This window comes from Lutibacter sp. HS1-25, from assembly GCF_004121075.1.
Classification (GTDB): Bacteria; Bacteroidota; Bacteroidia; order Flavobacteriales; family Flavobacteriaceae; genus Lutibacter.
In genome coordinates this window covers 254292-280203 of the sequence record NZ_RHLN01000001.1, presented here as the reverse complement: position 1 = coordinate 280203, position 25912 = coordinate 254292, and the positions used below count along the sequence as shown (strand labels likewise).

Below are 25912 nucleotides of genomic sequence, written 5' to 3'. Positions count from 1 at the left end.
TTAGTTGTTATGGTACAGCAAGTAACCAATGGAATTAAAATATCCGTATCCTCTAATTTCGAAGGCACTACTTATCGAAATCACAGGCTATATTATGCCTTTAGTTACCAAGTTACTATTGAAAATCAAAGCAATGAAACTGTTCAGTTGCTAGAACGTTTCTGGAAAATATACGATTCACTAAATAAAACCGAAATTGTTGAAGGTTCTGGTGTTATCGGCAAAAAACCCATCTTAAATCCTTCTGAAAAGTACACTTACCAGTCTAACTGCTTTTTATCGTCGCCAATTGGTGCTATGAACGGCCATTATAATATGGTAACCCTGGCAACCACAAAATCGTTCAAAGTTTATATTCCTACTTTTCAATTGATGGTTACAAATATGAGCAATTAGCCATGAAATTCGGTCTTCATCTTTTCAAGCATAAAAAAATAAAAATTGAAAATGAAGCCTGTTTAAATTGTGGACAACCATTTTGTGGTCATGAAAAATTTTGTTCGTATTGCGGTCAAAAAAATTGCTCCAAAAAATTATATTTTAGCATATTTATCAACAATCTTTTTTCAGGATTTTTATCTTACGACTCAAGGTTTTGGGCCACTTTTATACCCTTATTATCTAAACCTGGTAAAGTTTCAAAAGATTATATTGAAGGCAAAAGGGCGCGGTTTGTAAATCCGTTTCAACTGTATTTAAATGTGTCTATTATTTTCTTTCTGGTATTGGGAATTTCAAACAAAATAGATTCAAACAATTCTCTTTTAGGTGAAATAATGAATGAAAAAAAATTGGATTCAATTGCACAAGCAAATCAACAACCTATAGATTCAATTATTGCAAAAGCAAAAAAAGAAGCATTGCATAAATATCCAAAAGATTCTATAAATGAAAATATTGTTACAAATTTTGACAACATTGTTCAACTTGTAAAAAAAGATACTACCCATAAATATGTTTACAATATCAAAACAGATACCACCACAAAAGTTAACTTTTTTGGAAAAATAAATGATTTTCAAAATTACCATACCCAAAATCCAACATTAACAGCAAAACAAGCATTGGATAGTTTGGGTTACAAAAATACTTTTTGGAATCAATTTTATTACCAACAAACAATAAACGCATTAAAAAATTGGGAAAAATCTAAATCTGACGGAGGCAAAGCATATATAAACAAAGTTTTTTCATATATCTCAATTTCACTATTTGTGTTTTTGCCAATTTTTACATTTTTTTTAATGCTACTATATATACTACAAAACTTTACATATATGGAACATTTGGTTTTTGTTTTTAATACACAAACCGTGTTTTTTCTAATACTATTGATTTTTTATTTACTAGATTTTGCTTTTAATATGCAAAATACCGCTTGGGTATTTATCCTGCTATTTTTGTTTTATTTATACAAAGCATTGCGTAATTTTTACAAACAAAGCCGAATTAAAACAATGGTAAAATTTATAATTATGACTAACTTTTACCTGCTTTTGGCAGTTGTAGGTTTTGTAATAGTAGCTGCAATTTCGTTTGTTTCAAGTTGATTAACCAGTGCTACTTTACTTAAATTCACTATATCTTCATACAACATTTCAATGGTATTGTTTTCTTTTTTTACTGAAGTAATACTTACTGTTTCAACATAAGATCGCTTCATAAAAACAGCTTGTTCTTTATCTCCTATTTCTGAATGATGAAACGCTAAAATACCTTCAGAAGAAAATTTATTTTCAGCAAGCCATTGTTGAAACCATTGTTGTCTAATTGTCTTCATTTCATCTGAATACAAAGTTGAAGAAGACCAAATTTTAGGTTCATTTTTTAGCTTTGAAAAATGCTTTTCATTTTCATCCCAAACCAATTGGTACAAGTTTAAACCCTCATTCCAATCTACAATTACCATTGTAAAAGGTTCAACCTTGTTTAAATCTAATTTTTCAACATGTTTTAGCAGGTTTTCAGTTTTCATTATTTCTTTAACAAGCACTCCCCTACTTTTTAAATAATTCTCTTTTTTAACATGTTTTTTAAAAGCACCATTTAACAAACAAACCAATCTGTTTTTCGAACTAGTTCCAATCCAAGTTCCACCTGCAATTTTATCCTTCGGAAAAATCATTTCAACACCATCTTCAACATATTTTTTAGGTTGAATTGTCTCACGTTCTTTTTGTTCATCTCTATTAGAAGTCAAAATAAAGTTGTTATTAGGTAATGGAAGGAAAGTAACGGTACACATGTTATCGAAATTGGTTTATTGAGTATTAGTTTGAAGCTAAAAAAATAAAACGCTTTTTGTAATTTTGCATTACAAATTTATATTAAAAACCTTAAAAAATAAACACTATGGCTTCAGGATTTTACAAAGTACCAAAAGCAGTAAACGAACCTATTAATTCATACGCTCCAGGCACTCCACAACGTAGCGCTTTATTAGAAACTTATAAAAAAATGTACAACCAAAAAGTTGACATTCCTTTTTATATAGGTGGAAAAGAATTTAGAACAGGAAATACGGTTGATATTCATCCGCCACACGACCATCAACATTGTGTTGGACAATACCATACTGCCGAAAAAGAACATATAGAATTGGCAATAAAAAAAGCTGCTGAAGCACGTGTAAAATGGGCTGCAACAAGCTGGGAACACCGAGCTGCAATTTTTTTAAAAGCTGCCGATTTATTATCGGGACCTTTCCGTTATAAAATGAATGCTGCAACAATGATTGCACAATCTAAAAACGTTTACCAAGCCGAAATTGATTCGGCCTGTGAATTGATTGATTTTTTACGTTTCAACGTAGCATTTATGACAGAGATTTACACCAACCAACCACAATCTGCACCAGGTATTTGGAACCGTATGGAATATCGTCCGCTTGAAGGATTTATATATGCCATTACACCTTTTAACTTTACTGCTATTGCCGGAAATTTACCTTCAGCACCCGCTTTAATGGGTAATGTGGTAATTTGGAAACCTGCCAGTTCACAAGTATACTCAGCACAAGTAATTATGGAATTGTTTAAAGCTGCTGGTTTGCCTGATGGTGTTATCAATATGGTTACTGGAAATTCGGCTATGATTACTGATGTTTTACTAGATAGCAAAGATTTTTCTGGAGTTCACTTTACAGGGTCAACACCTGTATTTAATAGTTTTTGGGAAACCATTGGTAAAAATGTAGGTAAATACAAATCGTATCCAAGAATTGTTGGAGAAACAGGAGGAAAAGATTTTATTTGGGCACATTCATCGGCAAATCCACAAGAAGTTGCAACAGCCATTTCAAGAGGCGCTTTTGAATATCAAGGTCAAAAATGTTCTGCTGCTTCACGTGCTTATTTACCAAAAAGTTTGTGGCCTGCTATTAAGACTTCCGTTTTAAAAGATATGGCTTCATTTAAAATGGGAACACCTGAAGATCCTACAAATTTTATAAATGCTGTAATTGACAATAGAGCTTTCAAAAAATTATCAAGTTATATTGAAGAAGCAAAAACTGATGCCGATGCTGAAATTATTGCAGGTGGAAATTACGATGATAGCATTGGTTATTTTATAGAGCCAACAATTATTGTAACTACAAACCCACATTACAAAACTATGTGTACAGAATTGTTTGGTCCTATTATCACCATTTATGTTTATGAAGATGAAAAATGGGAAGAAATACTAGACGTTGTAGACAATACCAGCGAATTTGCACTAACAGGTGCCATTTTTAGTGGAGATCGCTATGTAATAGACATTGCAACTAACAAATTAGAAAATGCAGCTGGAAACTTTTACATTAACGACAAACCAACAGGAGCTGTTGTTGGACAACAACCTTTTGGAGGTGCCAGAGGATCTGGAACAAATGACAAAGCAGGATCTGTTTGGAATTTATTGCGTTGGGTAAGCAACCGTACCATTAAAGAAACTTTTGTAACTCCAACCGATTATAGATATCCGTTTTTACAAGAAAGTACTTTAGAAACTGTTGAAAAAGAAGTTGAAAATGCCGTAGAAAAATTAAAAGAATTTGGTAAAGATTTACAAAGTAAATTTAAAAAACACTAATGTTATTTTTATAAAAAAAGCGCCAAAAGGCGCTTTTTTTATGCTGTAGATTTTAATATTAAGCTCCTTCAAATTTATCAGCACCATCAATTAATCCAACCAACTCTTGTGGTTTATGGATAATAGTTGGCATATGAAGCGGACAAATATAAAATTCACTTTCTTGGTAATAAAATTTTGTTACTGGGATTTCTGCTGATGATTTTTTACACACCAAACATTCTTTTACGTCACTCATAATAATATGTTTTAAATTAAAAGACTAATTTACCTTTTTATATTAGATTAAAAATATGCTATATTATCTTTTTTTTAAAGGAATATGCACTACTTTTTTGGTTTCAAAAAACGCATCTTTAAAATAATCAGTTAAATTATATAAAGTTGCATTAGGAAAACTTGCCAATTCTTCAGTCAAATCCCCTCCTTTTAAATACAAAATACCATTTTTTAAATCGTGTTGTTGCTTTTTAGCAATTTTACCTCTGGTCCATTTTACAAAATCTTCCATTTTAGTAACTGCACGACTCACAATAAAATCAAATTCTTCTTTTACAATTTCAGCACGCTTAACTTCAGCTTTAACATTTTTAAGCTCAAGCGCCGTAACAACTTCATTAACCACTTTTATTTTTTTTCCAATAGAATCAACCAAATAAAAATGCGTTTCAGGAAATAATATTGCCAACGGAATTCCAGGAAAACCTCCACCTGTTCCAATATCCAAAACTTTTGATCCCGGTTTAAACTGCTGAACTTTTGCAATTCCTAAAGAATGAAGCACATGACGCGTATATAAATCGTCAATATCTTTTCTAGAAATTACATTTATTTGCGCATTCCAAAAGGCATATAATTCACCTAATTTTGAAAATTGTTCAATTTGAATTTCCGTTAAATCAGGAAAATGTTTTAAGATAATATCCATAGTTTTAAACTTCTAAGCGCAAAAATAATCTTTAAAAAATTAAATTAACAACTTTTTAAAAAATGTTATATTTATCTTAAATATATCGCCACATCATAAAATTGACTTAATTTTGACCTGTGATTTATTTAAATAGATCATTTTCAGTATGACAAACAACACAATAAGCTTTTCGAAAACCGATAAAGCGAAATTTTTTAGAACTCTAAACAAAAGAGTAAATACTTATTTTAAAGAAAATAAGATCAAGCGAACTGGTAATTGGAAATTATACAGTAAGGCCATTATTATGTTTAGCATTTTCTTAATTCCTGTAATTTTAATTTTAACCGTTTCAATGTCACAATGGATGTTACTTTTATTGGCGGTAATAAGCGGAGTTGGTATGGCTGGCGTTGGAATGAATGTGATGCACGACAGCAATCATGATTCTTTTTCGAGCAAAAAATGGGTAAATAAATTAATGGGAAGCAGTATTTATATTTTAGCAGGAAACGTATATAACTGGAAAGTTCAGCACAATGTTTTACACCATACTTTTACCAATATACAAGGTTATGATGAAGATATTGATGCAGGTAGAATTATCCGTTTTTCAAAACATTCAAAATGGTTACCAATTCACCACTTTCAAAAATACTATTCTATATTTTTATATGGATTGTTAACCATAAACTGGGCAATAACTACCGATTTTAAACAATCATATAGGTACTTAAAACGCAAATTATCATATGGCGAATTTCCAAATCCAGCAACACAATGGACAACTTTAGTAATTACTAAAATTGCTTATTATTTACTTTGGATTGTTTTGCCAATTTTGGTTTTAGACATTGCCTGGTGGAAAGTATTGATTGGCTTTTTTGTGATGCATTATACAGCTGGTATGATTTTAAGTGTCGTTTTTCAACTAGCACACGTAGTACCAAAAACAGCTATGCCTTTGCCTGATAAAGAAGGAAATTTAGAGCATACTTGGGCCATACATCAATTGTATACAACATCTAATTTTGCACCTACAAATAAATTTGTTTCGTATTATACAGGTGGTTTAAATCACCAGGTTGAGCATCATATTTTTCCTCATATTTCTCATATTCACTATGGAAAAATAGCAAAAATAGTGAAAGAAACTGCCAAAGAATTTGAATTGCCTTACAACGAATATAAGACAATGACAAAAGCAATTATTGAACATTTTAACCAATTAAAAACGCTTGGTTATAAGCCAGCACATATCTAATTAATTATTCATGAAAAATCAACTATCAAACAGGATTAATAATTTGCCAGAATCTGCAACTTTAGCTATGGCTGCTAAAGCAAGAGAATTAAAAGCGCAAGGTATAGACATTATTAGTTTAAGTTTAGGTGAACCAGATTTTAACACACCTGACTTTATTAAAGAGGCTGCAATACAAGCCATTAACGACAATTACAACTCATACAGTCCTGTAGATGGTTTCTTGGACGTAAAAGAAGCTGTTTGTAGAAAATTTAAACGTGATAACGGTTTAGATTACAAACCTAGCCAAGTTGTTGTTTCAACAGGTGCAAAACAATCTATTGCAAACGTGGCAATGGTTTTATTAAACCCTGGAGACGAAGTTTTATTACCAGCTCCATATTGGGTAAGTTACGCGGCTATTTCAGTATTAGGTGAAGCTACACCTATTGAAATTCCATCTTCAATTGATACAGATTTTAAAATTACACCTGAGCAATTAGAAGCGGCCATTACACCTAAAACAAAAATGATTTTCTTTAACTCACCAAACAATCCAAGTGGTGTTATTTATAGCGAAGCTGAATACAGAGCTTTGGCTAAAGTTTTAGAAAAATACCCAAATATCTACATTCTTTCTGATGAAATTTATGAGCATATTTGTTATGGTGAAAAAATATTTAGTTTTGCAGCTATAGAAAGCATGTACGACAGAACAATTACTGTAAACGGTTTGGCAAAAGCATATGCTATGACAGGTTGGAGAATTGGTTATATTGGTGCTCCTGAATGGATTGCAAAAGCTTGTAATAAATTACAAGGTCAAATAACATCTGGTACAAACTGTATTGCTCAAAGAGCTACAATTACAGCTTTAGATGCACCTATTTCTAAAATTCAATATATGGTAGATGAATTCCACAAACGTAGAGATATGATGTTGGAATTACTAGGTAAGATAGACGGATTTAAATTAAATAAACCAGGTGGTGCTTTTTATCTTTTCCCAGATGTTTCTGCATTTTTTGGAAGAGAAATCAAAGGTTATAAAATTGAAAACTCTGCAGATTTCTCATTGTTTTTATTAGGAGAAGCAGCTATTGCAACTGTAAGCGGAGAATCATTTGGAGCTCCAGATTGTATTAGAATTTCATATGCTACTTCTGAAGCACAATTGCGTGAAGCTGTTGCCAGAATTGAAAAAGCATTGAGCTAATAAAAATCTTATCATAGTTATATATAAAAAAGCCGAAACAAATTGTTTCGGCTTTTTTATATATGTAATCAATGTTATTTATAAAATTTCTTTTTAGTAAAATCAAAATTATAATTAAAAACAAGGTCAAATACGTGATCTCCCCAATAAATAGTATTACCTGCATTGTAATAGTCGTGTCTATATCCTAAATACAATTTCGAATTGTCTAATAACGGATATCCTATTGAAGCAACAAAATTACTTTGGTCAAAATTAGGATCACTAATCCCCTTACTAAAACGAATTCTAATTTCTTCAGATAATCTTCCTAATAAATATTTGTCGTTTTTAAATTTCAAAATATTAAAATCAAAATTCATTCGATATCTAAACCTATTTGCGTAAGACTCTTCACTGTTTAATTTAGTTTTATAACGCTCTTCAAACATAAAACGTTGATTCATTTTTACTTTTCCTAAATCAGAAGACAAAGTTACATGTTGCCAAATTCTATTTTCATAATCTAAAGATGAAGGATAAATTCCAACTGAACTATAATTTGAATAATTGTAACCTACACCAGCACTAATTTTATTGCTGAATTTATAATTTATAAAAGGCATTACTAAAAAAATCCTTGTATATTTCATTCTTTCAACAAATCGCCATTGAACAACACTTACTGCCGAAACCTTTTCTGAAAATTTAAAACTATTAATTGCAGTATACCACGAACCTCCTTCGTTATTTTGAACCTCTTGAGCTTGCATGCTAAAAAGCATTGCCACACATAGCAAACTCAACATATATTTTTTCATTTTAAATTATTTAAAAAATTGTATAACAAATTTAATTAAGCCATTTGTTTTAAATGAATATTAATTTTGAAAATTAAAAAAACGTTTTAGTAAACTTTTTAAAAATCAAGCAGGTATTTTATTTTACTATCTTTAGCAAAAAAAGATAGTAATGCGTCAACTAATTATAATCTTTTTGCTGCTTTTTTTTATAAGTTGCAAAAATAAATCTGATCAAAAAATGACAACACATAAATATACCAACAGCTTAATTAATGAAACAAGTCCGTATTTATTACAACATGCACACAACCCAGTAGATTGGCATGCTTGGAATAATGAAACTTTAGAACTTGCCAAAATAGAAAACAAACTTTTGCTGATTTCAGTGGGTTATTCGTCCTGTCATTGGTGTCATGTAATGGAACACGAAAGTTTTGAAAATGATTCGGTAGCTGCAATTATGAATAAATATTTTATAAATATTAAAGTTGACCGTGAAGAACGCCCAGATGTTGACCAAATTTATATGAATGCGGTACAATTAATGACAGGCAGTGGTGGCTGGCCTTTAAACTGTATTGCTTTACCCGACGGAAGACCTGTTTGGGGTGGTACTTATTTTCCAAAACAAAACTGGATGAATGCCTTACAACAATTAGGCACTATGTACCAGGAAAAACCTGAAGAAATGATTGCTTATGCTGAAAAACTAACTGCTGGTATTCAAAGTTCAGATTTGGTTACTTTAAATAGCGATGAAATCAACTTTACCGTAGCGCACTTAGATTCGGCAATTGCAAATTGGAAACAAATGATGGATTTTGATTTGGGTGGAAGAAATGGTGCTCCTAAATTTCCTATGCCAAGTAATTATCAGTTTTTGTTGAGATATGGCTATCAGGCAAATGATAATGAAATTAAAAACTTTGTAGACACAACGCTTACAAAAATGGCGTACGGTGGTATTTACGATCAAATTGGCGGTGGATTTTCACGTTATTCGGTTGATAAAAAATGGCATGTTCCTCATTTTGAAAAAATGCTATACGACAACGGACAGTTGGTAAGTTTATATGCCGAAGCTTATCAAGCAACTAAAAAAGAATTATATAAAGAAACCGTTTATCATACGCTCGAATTTATTGAGCGAGAATTAACTTCACCTGAAGGTGCTTTTTATTCATCATTAGATGCCGACAGTAACAATAAAGAAGGAAAACTTGAAGAAGGTGCTTTTTATGTTTGGAATTCGTTAGAATTACAAGCGCTTTTAAAAGAAGATTACAAACTGTTTTCAGATTATTACAATATCAACAATTATGGCTATTGGGAACACAATAATTATGTGCTTATTAGAAATTATGAAGATGAAGAAGTTGCCAATAAAAATGCAATAACTGTAACTGAACTTCAAACAAAAGTAGCTAAATGGCAAAATTTACTTTTAAAAGAACGTGCTAAAAGAGAAAGACCTCGCTTGGATGATAAATCGCTAACATCTTGGAATGCCTTAATGTTAAAAGGTTATGTTGATGCATACTCTGTTTTTAACGATCCTCACTTTTTAGATGTTGCATTAAAAAATGCCACTTTTATTTTAACCAAACAAATACAAGAAAACGGCAATTTAAATCACAGTTATAAAAACGGGAAAAGCACAATTAACGGTTATTTAGAAGATTATGCAACTGTAATTGATGCCTATATTGCATTGTACGAGGCTACTTTGAACGATAAATGGTTATTTACTGCAAAACAATTAACAGATTATGCTTTTGACCACTTTTTTGACAAAGATTTACATATGTTTTATTTTACTTCAAATGAAGATACCAATTTAATAACTCGTAAAATGGAAATTGAAGACAATGTGATTCCTGCATCAAATTCTATCATGGCAAAAAACCTGTTTAAATTAAGTCATTACTATTCTAACAATTATTATTTAACAGTAAGTAAGCAAATGTTACACAATGTAAATGACAGAACCAGTCAATATGGTTCGGGTTATTCAAACTGGTTAGAATTGATGTGTGATTTCTCAGGAAATTATTATGAAATTGCTGTTTCAGGAAAAAATTCACTAAAAAAATTGGTTGAAATAAATCAATATTACATTCCTAATAAATTAATCGCAGGAAGTATTTCTGAAAGTAAAATTCCTTTAATGGAAGGCCGTTTTAACGAAACAGATACTTATATTTATATTTGTGTTGATGGTGCTTGTAAACTTCCGGAGACCAATGTTCAAAAAGCCATTAACCAGTTAAAAGTTGCTTTTTAATTTTTAATCTCAAAGCCATTTCTTCTAGTTTTAAATATTTTACAAAGCAAAAGAATTACCGGTAACTAACACATACAAAATGACTGTAACAGAAATTAAAATACTTGAAACTGCAATAGCAATTGTAATATTTTTTTTAGCAAGAATTGTAATCATAAAATTAATTGACAGAACTGTAGACAAGAGTTTATTACAAAAAACTCGGGGAAAAATAATTAAGAAAGTTCTCAAAATACTATTGGCAACAATCACTATCATATTTATTTTAACCGTTTGGGGCGTAAATCAATCTGAATTATTTATGTTTATGGCTTCTGTGCTAACAGTTATAGGAATTGCATTATTTGCACAGTGGTCTCATTTATCAAATATTACATCAGGAATAATCATCTTTTTTAATCATTCAGTAAAATTAGATGATACCATTTTTATTATTGATAAAGATTTTGAGATTGAAGGAAGAATAAGTGATATTGGACTTTTTTTTGTTAAATTAAAAACAAAACAAGGTGAAGAAGTGTCTTTACCAAATAATATCTTTTTACAAAAAATGATAAAAAAGAAAATAGATTGACATTGTTAACTTTTGCAAATAAAAACAATAGGGTTTCTAACCTACAATAGACTACAAAAATCTTTGGAAATCGCTTAATTCTTTTTAATTTGCGCCACTATTACAGGAATGTATGAAAGTTTTACTACAAAAAAACTAAACTGTTTTATATCAATAAATTCCTAAAATCATAAAAAGAGTATTAACATTAATCATAAAATAAAAAACTATGGAAACCCAAGAGTACACAGAAACAATATTAAATTTTATCAAGGAGTATAAAATTATGGATTACGCATTTAAAGTTGTTGCGGCAATTCTTATCTTGATAATCGGATTGTGGTTGTCAAAAAAAATTGTAAAAATCACACAAAAATTAATGAATGCCAGAGGTATTGATATTACACTTCAAAAGTTTTTAGGTGATTTAATAGGCTGGGCGCTAAAAATTCTTGTTTTTATTACTGCAATTTCTCAGGTTGGCGTTGAAACCACTTCATTTATTGCTATTTTAGGAGCTGCAGGTTTGGCTGTTGGTTTGGCTTTACAAGGTTCGTTAGCTAATTTTGCTGGTGGTGCATTAATTATGATTTTTAAACCTTTTAAAGTAGGTGATTTAATTGAAGCTCAAGGTGAAATTGGTACTGTAAAAGAAATTCAAATTTTTGTAACAAAAATAATTTCTCCAGGTAACAAATTGTTAATTATACCTAATGGAACTTTATCTAACGGTAATATTAAAAATTATACAGAACTTGGATTGTTACGTGTAGATTTAACTTTTGGTGTTAGTTATGATGCTGATATTAAAAAAACAAAAGAAGTTTTAATGAAGGTTTTAACTGATAACGAAAAAGTATTAAAAGATCCAGCGCCAAGTGTAAACGTTTCTGAATTGGCAGATAGTTCAGTTAATTTTGCTGTTCGTCCGTGGGCTACACCTGCAGATTATTGGGATGTTTATTTTAGTACCGTAGAAGCTACTAAATACGCTTTAGATGCTGCTGGTATTGAAATTCCTTATCCACACCAAGTTGAAATTCAAAAGAAAGGATAATTACTTTGTTGATTTTGTAACAACAAAATCTTTTAAATAAAAAGGTTCAAAATAAGCGACATCTTCGATGTCGTTTTTTTTGTACTTCATATAAGATAAAATCCCCATTTCTTTTGCTGAAGGAAATTTATTATCTACAAAAACTGCATTTGTATTTGTTATTAGCTCTTTACATTTTTCGGCACCATCGCCTAAAAAATAAACTTTGTTTTTTTCTAAATAAGTTTCAAAAGAATTTTCAGTAATTATTTCTGCGCTTACATCTCTGCATTTTTCATGTTTTTCATTAAAAACACTGCTATAAACTTCCATTCTTCTGGCATCTAATAAAGGCACAATAAAACCTTCAGAAATTGAAATAGACTGAGCTAAAGATTGTAAAGTATTTATTGAAATTAATGGAATATTTAAAGCAAAGCACAATCCTTTTGCTGCAGAAACACCAATTCTTAAACCTGTATAAGAACCTGGACCTTTACTTACTGCTACTGCATTTAAATTTGACATTTCAATACCAGCTTCTAAAACAACTTCTTTTATAAACTGATGTAATTTTTCGGCATGAGAATAAGCGCCATCATTCAACTCTTTAAGAGCAATAATTTCACCATTTTTAGCAATACTTACAGAGCAGTTTTTAGTTGCTGTTTCTATATTTAATATATATTCCACTTTCTTCAATTTAAAAAAACAAAGATACTTAATTTGAAATCTATAAAACAAAACATCCAACGCAAAAGGTTGGATGTTTGTATTGTTATTTTATAAATTTATATTACATCACAATTGGAATGCCGTAATAATATTCTAATAATTTAGTTCTAAAAATAAAATTGTATTTGGCATTTACCATACTCGATTGTGCATTTACCAAACTATTTCTCACCTGATCAAAATCAAAAGTTGTCATTACACCCGAGTTGTATGATACTTGTGCGTTTCTAAACAATTCTTCTTGTGCAACTAGTGATGATTGTGAAGATACATATTGGTCTAAAGCTGCTTTTGCATCGGCATAAGCTTTTTCAATACTTTCTCTTAATTTAACTTCTTGATCTAACAAGTTTAATTCTGATTTCTTTTGATTGATAATAGCTCTTGACACATTAGATTGTGTTTGAAATCTATTAAAAATAGGAACACTTAGCCTAAACCCTAAAAAATAACCCATATTGTCTTTTAACTGCTGACCAAAGCCATTGTCTACCCAAGTAATATTTGTTGGATCATCTGGATCAACTATAGGTCTTTCATCCGGAAAACCTTTATTGTGTTGGTAAGAAGTTCCAAGTCCTGCTCCAAATGTAAGTGTTGGTATGTATGCTCCTTTTGCAATTTCAACCGCTAATTCTGAACTTTCAACTGCTATTTCAGCACTTTTAATCTCTGGTAATGTACTCAAAGCTTTTTCGTAAATAGCATCGGTATCGTTGTAAATTAATGAAGCTGAACTTATATTTAAACTTACATCTTCAATATCAAATCCTTTATGAGAAATTTGCAATAATTGCGCTAAACTTAAAAGTGAAAGATCTAAGGTATTTTGTGCAGCTGTTAACCTTTGATTATTGGTAGCTAATGTTGCCTGAGCTTCTAATAAAATAGCTTTAGCTTTTGACCCAGATTCTACCAAACCTCTTGCTTTTTCAACCTGATTTTCGCTAATTACAATTTGATCTTTAGCAATTATCAAGCTTTCTTTATTTAACAATACCTCCAAATAAGAGTTAACAATAAATAACATAATCATATTTTTGTTCTCCTCTAAATTGTATCCTGCAGCTTCTAAATCTTTCTTGGCTTGCAATAAACTATTTCTATTTCTATTTCCGTTGTATAAATTAACACCCGAGTTTAATCCAAAACTATTGCTTCTTGAACTACGGGATATTCTAATACCTTCCTGACCTATATACGAACCAAAATTCCAGTCTTGAGAAGCAGAACCATTTAAATTAGGGTAAAAATTTCCTCTTGCAACAAGAATATTTTCTTCAGCCAATTCATTGTTAAGTTCTTGCTGTTTAATTGAAATATTATTATCTAATGCATATTGTACACATTCTTGTAATGACCACTTTTTATCTTGAGCATTTGTGATGGTAAACAATACCAACGCCAAAATAGTAACAATTTTTGTTCTCATGTATAGAGTTTGAGTTTGATTAGTTATTTCATTAAATAATCAGTCATTTGTGCTTTTAACAACACAGAAATTTACGTTTAAGTTTAACTGATGTGTTATATGACGAATAAATTTATTATTTGTTACACATTTAACCTCTTATAGAAACGTTAAATTTTGTTTTTCTTTCTGTTTCTTATAATAAAATACAATAATGTACCTACCAACAGATAGGGAAACACCATTAAATATAAAATACCAGAATTTAATCCCTCTGCTTCAGATACATTACCTCCACTTTCAACAACAGCCTTACACATGGCACATTGCGCATTTGAAAATTGCGTAGCAAGTAAAAACAACAGGATTAAAACTAATTTTTTCATTTTAATAATAAGGTGAAATCATTAAATAAACTACAACTCCAGAAATAGTTACATACAACCAAAGCGGAAATGTAATTTTTGCTATTTTTTTATGAAGCTCAAAATTGTTTGTTATGGCCCTAACAAAAGTGATTAATACAAACGGAATTACTACAATTGACAGTATAATATGCGAAATTAATACCGCAAAATAAACTGTTTTTATAGTGCCTTCACCTTCAAATTTTGTTGAAGTTGAAGTCATATGATACGCAACGTACAACACTAAAAACACCGTTGAAAACACAATGGCTGTTTTCATTAATTTTTCGTGTAATTGCACTTTTTTATTTTTAATAGCCCAAACTGCAACCAATAATAAAACAGCCGTTAAACCATTGATAGTTGCATAAATTGGCGGTAAAAAAACAGGCAATGTTACATCTATTTTAACACCAAATAAAATGGCGACAACCAATGGTATTGCAACAGACAATACTACAATCCATTTATTATATTTTTTAGCGTTTTGTTCCATTATTCTTTTAATAAAATTGCAATATCTTCTTTGGCCATTTGCACTGTTTTTGGATCTAAACCATCATAAAAAGCGATAGGATTTCCATATGCATCCAAACGTGAGCGAATATTTCCTTCTTTGTCTATTAAAGCAAACATGCCTGAATGTTCAAAACCACCAGCAGCATCGCTGTTTTCACCTGCAAAAAGTGTAAAACCAGTATTTGCCAACTCATAAATTTTTTCTTGATCACCTGTTAAAAAATTCCAGTTTTTTAAAGTTGCTCCGTGATCTTTAGCATAGGCTTTTAAAATATCAGGCGTATCGTGTTTTGGATTGATACTGAATGACGCGATTCCAAAATCCAAATTCCCGTAAAACTCATCTTGAATCTTCACCATATTTTCATTCATTTTTGGACAAATGGTTGGACAAGTTGTAAAAAAGAATTCGACCACCCAAACTTTACCTTCGTAAAACGAATTTGAAATCAATTCACCATTTTGATTGGTAAATTCAAAATTTGGCACCTCGGCTATTTTAACCAAAGTTGGTGTTTTAAATTTACCCACAATTTTTGGAACTGCATAAATTCCAAAAATCAAAATAATAAAGGCAACTCCTATGTATGAATATTTTTTCATAATTGTTAAATTTCTCTTTTTCTTCTTGCTTCTTTTTCTGCAGATTTTTTCAACTGGTAATAAATAATAGAAATATCGTCTATCATTTTATTTTTTAAAACCGCTACTGATTTCATATTGTAACCGTATAATTTACCATTTACCGAGTCTTCATCATCTTTTCTACCTCTTAAACGCAGCTCTTCATCAATAATAAAAGCGTTTTCAGAATATAAGTTGTTACTCAATTTAAAAGGTGTTTTAAAACTGTTAAAAAGGGTTTGTGTTTGTTGATTATCTAAATATACAAAATGCCAGTTACTAATATCTGTATAAGCTGAAAGTTCTTCAATTACAGCACTATATTGGCTTTTTGATGCTTCAGGAATAATTGCAACCACTTGAAAAAATGGTTTTAAATAAAACCGCTTGTAAATGGTTTGATTTAAGTTAAACAAACTTCCTTTAGCAGTATTTAAATCACTTCCTAAAAAACAAACTATTGAAAGGTGATTGTTAAACGAAATTTCTTCATTAGTAAAATTACCTACATTGATAACTTCTTCAGTTAAAATAGGCAAATTAGCATATTTATAAATTCCTTTTGAAAGAAATATATAAAACACCAACGGTAAAATAAATAAGCTTCCTAATACCCAAATTTTTTTCATAATGCAAAGTTAAAACAAAAAAGGTGGTTAAAAAACCACCTTCATTATTTAAAATATTTTAATTTTTAGTAATTCCATTTTACCAACGGACCTAAAACATCATTTACATAACTAGCCTCTATCAACAATAAAGTTGCTAAGTAAATAATTAAGAAAACGGCAGTCCAAACAACTGATCTTCTTAAGCTTTTGGTTTCATCGGCCATATGCATAAAAAACCAAGTAATATAATATGCTTTAACCAATGTTAAAACAAGGAAAATAATATTTAAGATACTTGTACCAGCAATTTTAGTATAAAAAAGTGCTTCTGGTTTTACAATACCCAAAACAACTTCAACAATTGTTATTATTGAAAGTATCCCAAATACTTTCCAAATTAATTTTTTGTGCGATTTATGTTCTTGTGCGTGTGCTCCCATTTTAAAATCTTTTTATGAATTAAACTAAGTAGAAGAATGTGAATACAAATACCCAAACTAAATCTACAAAGTGCCAGTAAAGTCCAACTTTCTCAACCATTTCGTAACTACCTCTACGGTCATAAGTTCCAATAATTACATTGAAAAATATGATGATGTTTAACACGATTCCTGATAAAACGTGAAAACCGTGAAAACCTGTTATAAAGAAAAAGAAATCAGCAAATAAAGGCATTCCATATTCATTTACCTGTAAATTTGCCCCCATAACAACTGTTCTTGCTTCTTTTAAGTAAGACATTGCCTGATCACGAGGTACAATGGTTTTTTCTTTGGTTTCTAAATTTACCTTTTCAGTTCTAATACTCAACTCTGGATGCGCTTCAAAACCTTCAATTACATCATTTACAGTAAATGGTGGAATTGCACTTTCGCTCATAAACCACATACCTTTATCACGCGTTAACTGGGTTCTTTCTGAATGATTTGCTTTTGCAAAACTTTCTAAAGCAACTTGTTTACCATCTTTATTAACAAACTGAATGATTTTACCATCATTTAATTCAACAGCTCCATAAGTACCATTGATAAAATTTTTCCATTCCCAAGCTTGAGAACCAATAAATATGATACCTCCAATAATTGTTAAAAGCATGTAAAAAGTAACTTTCTTTTTATCTAATGCTTTACCTGCATCAACAGCTAACACCATTGTGACAGATGAAAATATTAAAACAAAGGTCATAAATGCCACATAATACATTGGAGCAGGTACTCCGTGTAAAAATGGGAAATGGGTAAAAACTTCTTCGGCAATTGGCCAAGAGTCGTTAAATTTAAAACGCATAAAACCATATGCACCCAAGAAACCTGAAAAGGTAAGTGCGTCTGATAAAATGAAGAACCACATCATCATTTTACCATAACTAGCGCCTAAGGGATTGTTGTCTCCTCCACCCCAAGTTTGGGCATTGGTTTTAGTAGCAATATTTGCTTCCATAAAGTTCGATTTTTGATTTTTTTAGTTATAGTTGAGCCAAAAATACATTATTTTTTATTATCTAACCAAATAGAAGAAGAAAAACAAGTAAATCCACAGAATATCAACAAAATGCCAAAAGATTGCACCCAACTCCAAACCTAAAGAATCTGACTCTGAATATTTATTATTTAAATGATTGTATAGTACTACAACCAACACAATAAGTCCTGCAAAAATATGCACTAAATGGGCTAAAGTAATCCCATAGATAAACGAAGATTTTACAGTACTTTCAGCGCCTGCAAACACAAAACCCTCATTAAATAATTCTGAAAATCCTTCAAACTGAAAAAAGACAAAACACAAACCAAACAATAGTGTTGACACTAAGTTTAAAGTGGTTAATTTTCTATTTCCTTTTTTTATAAAATGTTTTGCAAGCAAAAAAGTTATACTACTTAAAATAATAACAACTGTACTTCCGTAAAATGCCATTGGCAAATCAAATGACACCCAATCGTTTCTTTTTCTACTAACAACATACGCACTTGTTAAACCAGCAAACATCATTGTCATACTTATCATTGAAACCCACAACATAGGTTTTGCCGATTTTCTTTTTGCAATTTTATACTCTTCTTCTAGGGGTTTTTTCATGATATTTTAATGTAAAAATTTATCAATAACGTATATTATCTGAATAAGGGTTATATACAATACACTTGAAAGCATTAATTGTCGTGCTTCTTTATTTGTTTGAAATTTATACAATTTTACTGCATAATACAACATAACACTTCCTAATGCAACTAAAATAATTGCAGTTATTGGGTAAATATAGAAATTTCCCGTTAATTTAAATACAGGAATTATAGAAACAATAATTAAACAACAGGTATAAATAATAATTTGAACAACCGCTCTTTTATTTTTTTGCCCCATAGGCATTAGGTTAAAACCTGCTTTTTTATATTCATCAAACTGCAACCAAGCAATGGCCCAAAAATGAGGAAATTGCCAAAAAAACTGAATTAAAAACAATGTACCTGGTTCTATACCAAAATCGTTGGTAGCTGCTACCCAACCAAGCATAAAAGGAATTGCACCCGGAATTGCACCCACAAAAACAGACAAAGGTGTTATTGCTTTTAATGGTGTATAAACACTTGTGTATAAAAAAATGGAGATTGCGCCAAATAAAGCACTTTTTGGATTGATACTATATAAAATTGCCAAACCCAAAATTGTAAATGAAATGGCAATAACCAACGCCATTGAAACATGCATTCTACCTGTAGGCAAAGGTCTGTTCATAGTTCGTTTCATTAAAGCATCGGTATCTTTTTCAATAATTTGATTGAAAGCATTTGAAGCGCCTACCATTAAATAACCTCCTATAGCCAACATAACTAAAACAACGTAATTGACTTGATCTACAGCCAATAAATAACCTGCTAATGAAGAAAACACAACACTTAAAGATAAACCAACCTTTGTTAATTGTTTAAAGTCATCAAATACTATTGAAAAATTCATTTTTTTGGGAACAAAATTTGAAGATGTACTCATTAATTTATATTGAATTGTTGCAAAGATATTTTAATATTAGACATTTACAACCTAAAAATAAGGAGATTAAAAAATAATTTAAAATTATTTTAAAAAAAGTCTTTGCCATTAATATAATTATATTAAATTTGCACTCGCATTTGAGACATAGTGCAACGTTCATTAAAAAATACGACTGCGAAAGTAGCTCAGGGGTAGAGCATCACCTTGCCAAGGTGAGGGTCGCGGGTTCAAATCCCGTCTTTCGCTCTACAATATAAAAATACCAATGCAGGAGTGGTGGAATTGGTAGACACGCTGGACTTAAAATCCAGTGGGCAGTAATGCTCGTGCGGGTTCAAGTCCCGCCTTCTGTACAAAGACAATCCGTAACAAACTTTTAATTAAGTAGTTACGGATTTCTTTTTTTAACAACATTTCTTTTTTAAATCAACTAAAATTAAAACCTTAATACTTCTTTAAATTTTTTTAAAGCATTATCTTTATTTTCAAAATTGCAAAGTCATCATGAAAATATTTATCAGGCTTTTAATTATACTCGTTTTTGTTGCTTGTGAAAAAAAACAAGCACCAAAAGTTGTGGTTGTTCCAAAACCCATTATCACCAAAGAAGGTCGCATTATACCTATAGACTCCTCTAAAATTGCGAGCTTTAAAGATTCGAGTATGATTGCTTTTTACCAAGCTATAAAAAATAAAACTTTTTGGCTAGCAAATACAGATCGTAAAAAATTGATTTCATTATTAAAAAATGCGGATGATGAAGGTCTTTTTTTGAAGGATTTTGACATTAAACACATACAATCTTCAGAAGAAAACATCCAACAATTAGCAGACTCATTGCTTATAAATTACGATATTTTACTAACCGAAAACCTAAATCGCTATATAAAAAGAGCAAGTAAAGGTTATTTAAATCCTGACAGTCTTTATACAAATTGGGATTTGAATCCTAATAACATTAATTTTAAAAAACTGTTATTAAATTTTCAAAAAAAAGACTCATTTAACTATGCTGTAAAAGCAGTTTTACCAAATCATATTGTATATAAAAAACTAAAAGAAGCCCTTCAAATTATAAATAAATTGCCAAAATACGATTTAAACAAAATTGAAATTGAACAAAAACTTGTATTAAATGATACCAATGAAGTTTTAATCGACATAAAAAAACATTTGATTTTTTGGAAAGATTTACACTCGCTAGATACAATTACACCAATTTACAATGAAGAAACTGAACTTGCTGTTAAAAAATTTCAAATGCGTCACGGACTCGCCACCGATGGTGTAATTGGCATTGGAACGGTTCAAGCATTGAACTTTACCAAAGAAGAAAGAAAAAAAGAAATCATCATAAATATGGAACGCTGGAGATGGTTTCCTAGAAATTTTGAAGCAGAATACCTTATAATCAATATTCCTGATTATACTTTACATGTTGTAAAAAATGCTGATACCATTAAAACAAATAAAGTAATTACAGGCAAAGCAGCCCGAAAAACACCCGTATTATCTTCAAAATTGAGTTATCTTGTATTTAACCCAACTTGGACAATTCCGCCAACAATTTTAAAAAACGATGTTATACCTGCTGCCCGTAGAGACATTTCTTACTTTAAAAACAAAAATATTACAGTTTACAACGCAAGTAATCAAATTGTAAATGCCAATAACTGGAGTGCCGAAAAAGCAAAAAGTTACCGCTACGTTCAAAGTCCGGGAAAATCAAATGCACTTGGCTTGGTTAAATTTATGTTTCCAAATAGGTTTTCGGTGTATTTGCATGATACCAATAGCCGAGGTTACTTTGACAAAGATATTAGAGCCCTAAGCTCTGGATGTATAAGGGTTCAATATCCTTTTGAATTGGCTGAGTATCTTTTAGATGATGCTGAAAAATGGAATTTAGATGCAATTAATAAAGTAGTTGACAACTATAAAACAGTAAATGTTTCCTTTAAAAAAGACATCTACATTCATGTTTTATATTGGACAGCATGGAGTGAAAATGGTGTTTTACAATTTAGAGACGATTTATACAATTACGATTTGGAGCTCTATAAAAACTTATATTAAACTAAGCAGGACAATAGGCAAACAAGCAAGACTTGTCTTTAATAATATCTATAACTTCCTTTTTAAGCTCCTGAGGCAATGCAAAACACCCCAAACTTCTACCCAATCTACCATTTTGATTGATAAACGTTTTTGAAACATAATCGGCTCCATGAACCACAATAGCCCTGTCTCGCGCATTTGAATTTACACCTTTATCCAATCCATCTAATCTCAAGGAATAACCATGTTTTCCAAAATAAGTTTCTCCGGTAACATAAAACCCTAAACTACTTTTATAAGACTCTGGTGTGTTTGAAAATTTTCCAGCAAATTCTTCTCCCGAATTTCTGCCATGTGCTACCAACGATTGAAATAAAATACAGTTGTTTTTTAAATCTATTACCCATAACCTATTTTGGTTAGAAGACAAAGTATAATCTACAAGCGTTAAAATTTCCTTTTTAATAACCCCACTTTCTTTTAACTCAAAATAACCTTTTAAAGCCTTGGTAAAAGTTTCTTTTTTAGGCAAATTAAAATTATTGGTTATTAAATTATTATAGATATTTTCAACGTTAACTTCAATGGTATTGCTAGCTGAAAACACCATGTTTTTCGATTTTTCAGAAATAGGGAGATCTATAGAGGTGGTATAAAAACCGATTAAAAGCAGTGAAATTATTTTATAAAACATTGTAAATCAAAGGGGTTAAAAATAAACTTTGGCAAATTAGAAATTATTTATCATTAAACCAACAACGTAGTAACTCTTTTTAAAACATTTAACATTTTTAATTGTTGAATTCATTTTAACGACTCAAATGAACAAGATTTACGATTGCTTTGAAGATTTTAAAAATAAAAAACCCACCTCAAAAAAATGAAGTGGGGAATTATTGCTATGAAAAAGAAAGATTAATTAAAAACCAAGTTGGGGTTGTGTTTTAATTAACTTTTCAAATTTATCGATGTTTCACCTGTTTTTTACTGACATTTATCATTTTTAGTAAAAAAAATTGATTTTTTTTAAACAGGCCAATATTTTCAAGAAAACAGTTTCCTCAATTTATTAAGAGTATCTCAATCTAAAAATAATCATCTCCTGAAAACTACAAAAAAACAGATAATGAATTAAAACACCAAACTTTTATATTTTTTCAAAAAATGAAATCAATTTCTCAGCTATTTGTTGATGCTCTTCAACACTTGGATGCCCCAAACAACCTGCATTGTAATTGTTATCAAATTCAAATAACAAAATTGATTTATCGTTGTTTTCTTTAAAATATTTTTGAACTTCTTTTAAACAAGGTACCAATATTCTATTTCCTTCTTCACCAGACATTGGACTGCTTAAAAGTACTATTTGCGTAGTTGGATAATGACTGTATACTTTTTTTACAAATTCTATATAATTAGCTATATATTTTTCTTTATTAAAAGGCAAACGTGGCTTAACACCATCACCTTCAGACAGGTCGTTGGTTCCCAAACAAATACTCACAATATCTGGTATTTGTTTAAAACTATATTTTATTGAATCATTTGTATTTAAATATAAATTTTCGTAAACCTGAAGCATGATAGGTTCTTCAATATTTTCATCATTCCAATTTCTATAAATTCCAATTCCAGATACGGAACTCAACATAAAACTAACATTTAAAGCTCTTGAAACTCTTGGTCCGTAAGCATTATAAACATTTTGATGATCAAAATACAAGCCAGTTTCACAAGGCGTAATACTTCCGTCTGAAGCTGCTCCACACGTAATTGAATTGCCAATAAACTCAATATATTTAGCTGATGTTAATTTATAAGGCAATACTTTTTCAGCCTTTAAACCCCTAAACAAAACTGTTCCATTTGAAGCTTCCGACTCTTTAAAAATTTTAAGCTTATGCTCTTTATTCGTTTTAGGAACATCAATCAAATAAGGTTTTATCGAATCACTTTCAATTTTAATTCTTCCCAAATACTGCCCATCTAATTCAAACGATACATAGTTATAAGGTGACAATTCTCCTTTTAAAAAAACCTCACAATAATTACCAGAAAAATTACTTACAACATAAGCTCCAGGTGAAATTAAAGCTACAGTACTATCATTTAAAACATCTGTTCTTCCTTGATAATAAAACAAATTACTTCCAGCTTTTGTAGTGCTTAAAACCACCTCTTGTTTGTTATTACAACCTATAAAACAAATTAAGGACAGTACACACAAAAATCCAACAGTTTTAATGTTCATTTTTATTGGATTGAAATTTTAATTTCTTTTGAAATATTATTTGAGGCATTACCAACATAAATAACGTAACCCCCTTTTTCTAAATTCCAATCTGAAATAGTTTCATCATAAAAAGCCAAATCATTTACATTAATTGAAATTTCCACAGTTTCAGACTCGCCTTTTTTAACCATTATCTTTTTAAAACCTTTCAACTCTTTTAACGCTCTTTCAACTTTTGATTTTGATTTTCCAACATATATTTGTACAACTTCTAAACCATCAAAATTACCTGTATTTGAAACTGTTGCTGAAACTACAATCTCTTCATCTTTTGAATACGTTTTTTTGGCTGTACCAATGTTTGAAATTTCAAAATTAGTATACGACAAGCCTTCACCAAAAGCGAATAAAGGTTTTATTTTTTTTGTTTCGTGCCAACGGTAACCAACTAAAATACCTTCTTTATAATATTGTGTAATACTATCGCCAGGATATGACATTTCTCCAAAAGAATGTGCAGCATTGTCTGTTAATTTTTTAGGAAATGAAAAAGGTAATTTCCCTGAAGGATTTACATCTCCGCTAATTACATCGGCCATTGCATTTCCGGCTTCACTTCCTAAATACCAAGTTTGCATTACCGCACTTACATTGTCAACCCAAGGCATTTCAACGGCATTGCCACTCACTAAAATTACACCTGTATTTGCGTTCACTTTTAATATCTCATCAATCAATTCGTCTTGTCCAAAAGGTAAGCCAAACGATTGTCTGTCGCCACCTTCACAATCTTGAAGATGGTTTTTATTTAAACCTCCAAAAAACAATACTACATCTGCTTTTGAAGCTACTTCAATAGCTTCTTTTTTAAGATTTTCTAAATCATCCGTAGGTTCAACAACTCTATCGTATTGTGATGGACCAGAAGCATATCCTTTTGCATGAATAATTGTAGCATTTTTATATCTATTTTTCAATCCTTCCAAAGGTGAAATTTCATTTTTTGCTTTTAATTCCGAAGAACCTCCACCAACTGTTAATGATTTTGTAGCATTTTCACCAATAATAGCAATTGTAATTTCTTTGTTTGGATTTATTGGGAAAAACGAATTTTTGTTTTTCAACAAAACAATTCCTTCTCCTGCAATTTTTCGAGCAACATCTAAATGTTCCTGATTGTTGATACGACCAAAAGAACTGTTATTGCTCATATTTGTGCGATACATTAAACGTAAAATTCTACGAACTTTATCATCTACAACAGCTTCTTCAATAGTTCCTTCTTTCAACATTTTTAAAAATGGATTTGCCAAATAATAAAAATCGTATGCATTTTGGGTTGAAGTAGTTAAACCATCAGTACCTGTTCCCATTTCCATATCTAAACCATAAAGCGCAGCTTCTTTTGTGTTGTGTGTTGAACCCCAATCTGAAATAACAACACCGTCAAATGCCCAATCTTCTTTTAAAATTTTGTTCATCAACATTTCATTGTGCGTTGTATGCTGCCCTCTAAACTGATTGTAAGCACCCATAATTGACCAAACATGACCTTGTTGAACAGCTGCTTTAAAAGCTGGTAAATAAATTTCATACAAAGCACGTTCACTCACCTCAACACTGATATGATCTCTCCATAATTCCTGATTGTTTAACGCGTAGTGTTTTACACAAGCCGCAACACCATTTTGCTGCACACCTTTAATATATGGAACCACCATTGTTGAAGCTAAAAAAGGATCTTCGCCCATATACTCAAAATTTCTACCATTTAAAGGTGTACGGTAAATATTTACACCCGGACCTAACAACACATCTTTTTCTCTGTATTTGGCTTCCTCTCCAACACTAATTCCATATGCTTTGGCTATACTAGGATTAAACGTAGCAGCCAAACAAGTTAATGCCGGAAATGCAGTAATATAATCATTTGTCCAACCGGCGTAACCCCAATCATCCCAGTTAATTTCACCACGAACTCCGTGAGGACCATCAGACATCCAAACTTCAGGAATACCCAATCTTCCAACTCCTGGAGTTGAAAATTTAGACTGTGCGTGGCACATTGCAACTTTTTCTTCCAAAGTTAATAGCGATAAAACACTGTCAATTTTAGCATTTATTTGAATTTCTGAAAATTGTTGCGCTTGAATATTATTCTTAAAAAAGAATAAAACACAACAAACAACCACTAAGCATATCTTTTTACTATTTTTCAT

Annotated in this window: 26 protein-coding genes and 2 tRNA genes; 11 read left to right on the top strand and 17 right to left on the bottom strand. The window is 30.6% G+C overall.

The window, feature by feature from the left end; genetic code table 11:
• Window positions 1-9 precede the first annotated feature (9 nt).
• Together apaG and EC396_RS01175 are read left to right on the top strand one after the other, a co-directional pair.
• The gene (gene apaG, locus EC396_RS01180) at window positions 10-396 is read left to right on the top strand and encodes a Co2+/Mg2+ efflux protein ApaG (protein ID WP_129364862.1); all 387 of its coding nucleotides are present in this window, start codon (window positions 10-12) and stop codon (window positions 394-396) included.
• 2 nt (window positions 397-398) lie between these two features.
• Window positions 399-1550: a DUF3667 domain-containing protein gene (locus EC396_RS01175; protein WP_129364861.1), complete on the top strand. Its 1152-nt coding sequence runs from the start codon at window positions 399-401 to the stop codon at window positions 1548-1550.
• Here EC396_RS01175 and EC396_RS01170 read toward each other — a convergent pair.
• A complete protein-coding gene (locus EC396_RS01170; protein WP_129364860.1) occupies window positions 1487-2245 on the bottom strand; it encodes an NRDE family protein in 759 nt (252 codons plus the stop codon). The genes EC396_RS01175 and EC396_RS01170 overlap by 64 nt on opposite strands.
• 107 nt (window positions 2246-2352) lie before the next feature.
• Here EC396_RS01170 and pruA point away from each other — a divergent pair, with 107 nt between their 5' ends.
• Window positions 2353-4074, top strand: coding sequence for an L-glutamate gamma-semialdehyde dehydrogenase (gene pruA / locus EC396_RS01165; RefSeq protein WP_129364859.1), 1722 nt, complete (start codon window positions 2353-2355; stop codon window positions 4072-4074).
• A 58-nt stretch (window positions 4075-4132) separates the two neighbouring features.
• Here the strand turns inward: pruA and EC396_RS01160 are convergent, their stop codons facing one another.
• On the bottom strand, window positions 4133-4312 hold the full coding sequence (locus EC396_RS01160) for a hypothetical protein (protein ID WP_129364858.1): 180 nt from the start codon (window positions 4310-4312) through the stop codon (window positions 4133-4135).
• A gap of 63 nt (window positions 4313-4375) precedes the next feature.
• Window positions 4376-5002, bottom strand: a complete 627-nt coding sequence (gene rsmG, locus EC396_RS01155) for a 16S rRNA (guanine(527)-N(7))-methyltransferase RsmG (protein ID WP_129364857.1) — start codon at window positions 5000-5002, stop codon at window positions 4376-4378.
• Window positions 5003-5150: 148 nt separating this feature from the next.
• On the opposite strand from rsmG, the gene EC396_RS01150 reads away from it, so the two are divergent.
• Together EC396_RS01150 and EC396_RS01145 are read left to right on the top strand one after the other, a co-directional pair.
• Window positions 5151-6248: an acyl-CoA desaturase gene (locus tag EC396_RS01150; protein WP_129364856.1), complete on the top strand. Its 1098-nt coding sequence runs from the start codon at window positions 5151-5153 to the stop codon at window positions 6246-6248.
• 10 nt (window positions 6249-6258) lie between these two features.
• A complete protein-coding gene (locus EC396_RS01145; RefSeq protein WP_205757892.1) occupies window positions 6259-7446 on the top strand; it encodes a pyridoxal phosphate-dependent aminotransferase in 1188 nt (395 codons plus the stop codon).
• Between the two features lie 74 nt (window positions 7447-7520).
• On the opposite strand, the gene EC396_RS01140 is transcribed toward EC396_RS01145, so the two are convergent.
• On the bottom strand, window positions 7521-8246 hold the full coding sequence (locus tag EC396_RS01140) for a DUF2490 domain-containing protein (RefSeq protein ID WP_129364855.1): 726 nt from the start codon (window positions 8244-8246) through the stop codon (window positions 7521-7523).
• Window positions 8247-8466: 220 nt separating this feature from the next.
• On the opposite strand from EC396_RS01140, the gene EC396_RS01135 reads away from it, so the two are divergent.
• From EC396_RS01135 to EC396_RS01125, 3 genes are all read left to right on the top strand, one after another.
• The gene (locus EC396_RS01135) at window positions 8467-10512 is read left to right on the top strand and encodes a thioredoxin domain-containing protein (RefSeq protein ID WP_240665608.1); all 2046 of its coding nucleotides are present in this window, start codon (window positions 8467-8469) and stop codon (window positions 10510-10512) included.
• Window positions 10513-10591: 79 nt separating this feature from the next.
• Complete coding sequence (locus EC396_RS01130; RefSeq protein WP_129364853.1) at window positions 10592-11086, top strand: mechanosensitive ion channel domain-containing protein; 495 nt, start codon at window positions 10592-10594, stop codon at window positions 11084-11086.
• Window positions 11087-11294: 208 nt separating this feature from the next.
• Window positions 11295-12122, top strand: coding sequence for a mechanosensitive ion channel family protein (locus tag EC396_RS01125; protein WP_129364852.1), 828 nt, complete (start codon window positions 11295-11297; stop codon window positions 12120-12122).
• Here EC396_RS01125 and tsaB read toward each other — a convergent pair whose 3' ends face one another.
• The 10 genes from tsaB to cyoE form a co-directional block, all read right to left on the bottom strand.
• The gene (gene tsaB / locus EC396_RS01120; protein WP_129364851.1) at window positions 12123-12794 is read right to left on the bottom strand and encodes a tRNA (adenosine(37)-N6)-threonylcarbamoyltransferase complex dimerization subunit type 1 TsaB; all 672 of its coding nucleotides are present in this window, start codon (window positions 12792-12794) and stop codon (window positions 12123-12125) included.
• Window positions 12795-12897: 103 nt separating this feature from the next.
• A complete protein-coding gene (locus EC396_RS01115) occupies window positions 12898-14268 on the bottom strand; it encodes a TolC family protein (protein ID WP_129364850.1) in 1371 nt (456 codons plus the stop codon).
• Window positions 14269-14417: 149 nt separating this feature from the next.
• On the bottom strand, window positions 14418-14633 hold the full coding sequence (locus EC396_RS01110) for a hypothetical protein (RefSeq protein WP_129364849.1): 216 nt from the start codon (window positions 14631-14633) through the stop codon (window positions 14418-14420).
• Between the two features lies 1 nt (window position 14634).
• Window positions 14635-15150: a DUF420 domain-containing protein gene (locus EC396_RS01105; protein WP_129364848.1), complete on the bottom strand. Its 516-nt coding sequence runs from the start codon at window positions 15148-15150 to the stop codon at window positions 14635-14637.
• Window positions 15150-15776, bottom strand: a complete 627-nt coding sequence (locus EC396_RS01100) for an SCO family protein (RefSeq protein WP_370276385.1) — start codon at window positions 15774-15776, stop codon at window positions 15150-15152. Before EC396_RS01100 ends, EC396_RS01105 begins: the two co-directional genes overlap by 1 nt.
• A gap of 5 nt (window positions 15777-15781) precedes the next feature.
• Window positions 15782-16426 (bottom strand): hypothetical protein, encoded by a 645-nt coding sequence (locus EC396_RS01095; protein ID WP_129364846.1) that lies wholly within the window; start codon window positions 16424-16426, stop codon window positions 15782-15784.
• A 65-nt stretch (window positions 16427-16491) separates the two neighbouring features.
• Window positions 16492-16848: a cytochrome C oxidase subunit IV family protein gene (locus EC396_RS01090; protein WP_129364845.1), complete on the bottom strand. Its 357-nt coding sequence runs from the start codon at window positions 16846-16848 to the stop codon at window positions 16492-16494.
• A gap of 19 nt (window positions 16849-16867) precedes the next feature.
• Window positions 16868-17848, bottom strand: coding sequence for a cytochrome c oxidase subunit 3 (locus tag EC396_RS01085; protein ID WP_129364844.1), 981 nt, complete (start codon window positions 17846-17848; stop codon window positions 16868-16870).
• A gap of 57 nt (window positions 17849-17905) precedes the next feature.
• Window positions 17906-18487 (bottom strand): cytochrome c oxidase subunit 3, encoded by a 582-nt coding sequence (locus EC396_RS01080; protein ID WP_205757891.1) that lies wholly within the window; start codon window positions 18485-18487, stop codon window positions 17906-17908.
• A 6-nt stretch (window positions 18488-18493) separates the two neighbouring features.
• Window positions 18494-19366 carry a heme o synthase gene (cyoE, locus tag EC396_RS01075; protein WP_240665607.1) on the bottom strand — a complete coding sequence of 291 codons (873 nt, stop codon included), beginning with the start codon at window positions 19364-19366 and terminating at the stop codon, window positions 18494-18496.
• Between the two features lie 210 nt (window positions 19367-19576).
• On the opposite strand from cyoE, the gene EC396_RS01070 reads away from it, so the two are divergent.
• The 3 genes from EC396_RS01070 to EC396_RS01060 all read left to right on the top strand — a co-directional run bounded on the left by EC396_RS01070 (window position 19577) and on the right by EC396_RS01060 (window position 21478).
• Window positions 19577-19648, top strand: a tRNA-Gly gene (locus EC396_RS01070).
• A 21-nt stretch (window positions 19649-19669) separates the two neighbouring features.
• A tRNA-Leu gene (locus tag EC396_RS01065) sits at window positions 19670-19755 on the top strand.
• 151 nt (window positions 19756-19906) lie between these two features.
• Window positions 19907-21478 (top strand): murein L,D-transpeptidase, encoded by a 1572-nt coding sequence (locus tag EC396_RS01060; protein ID WP_129364841.1) that lies wholly within the window; start codon window positions 19907-19909, stop codon window positions 21476-21478.
• Between the two features lies 1 nt (window position 21479).
• Here EC396_RS01060 and EC396_RS01055 read toward each other — a convergent pair whose 3' ends face one another.
• The 3 genes from EC396_RS01055 to EC396_RS01045 form a co-directional block, all read right to left on the bottom strand.
• Complete coding sequence (locus EC396_RS01055; RefSeq protein WP_129364840.1) at window positions 21480-22154, bottom strand: murein L,D-transpeptidase catalytic domain family protein; 675 nt, start codon at window positions 22152-22154, stop codon at window positions 21480-21482.
• Between the two features lie 453 nt (window positions 22155-22607).
• On the bottom strand, window positions 22608-23711 hold the full coding sequence (locus EC396_RS01050; RefSeq protein WP_129364839.1) for an SGNH/GDSL hydrolase family protein: 1104 nt from the start codon (window positions 23709-23711) through the stop codon (window positions 22608-22610).
• A gap of 2 nt (window positions 23712-23713) precedes the next feature.
• Complete coding sequence (locus EC396_RS01045; protein WP_129364838.1) at window positions 23714-25912, bottom strand: beta-glucosidase; 2199 nt, start codon at window positions 25910-25912, stop codon at window positions 23714-23716.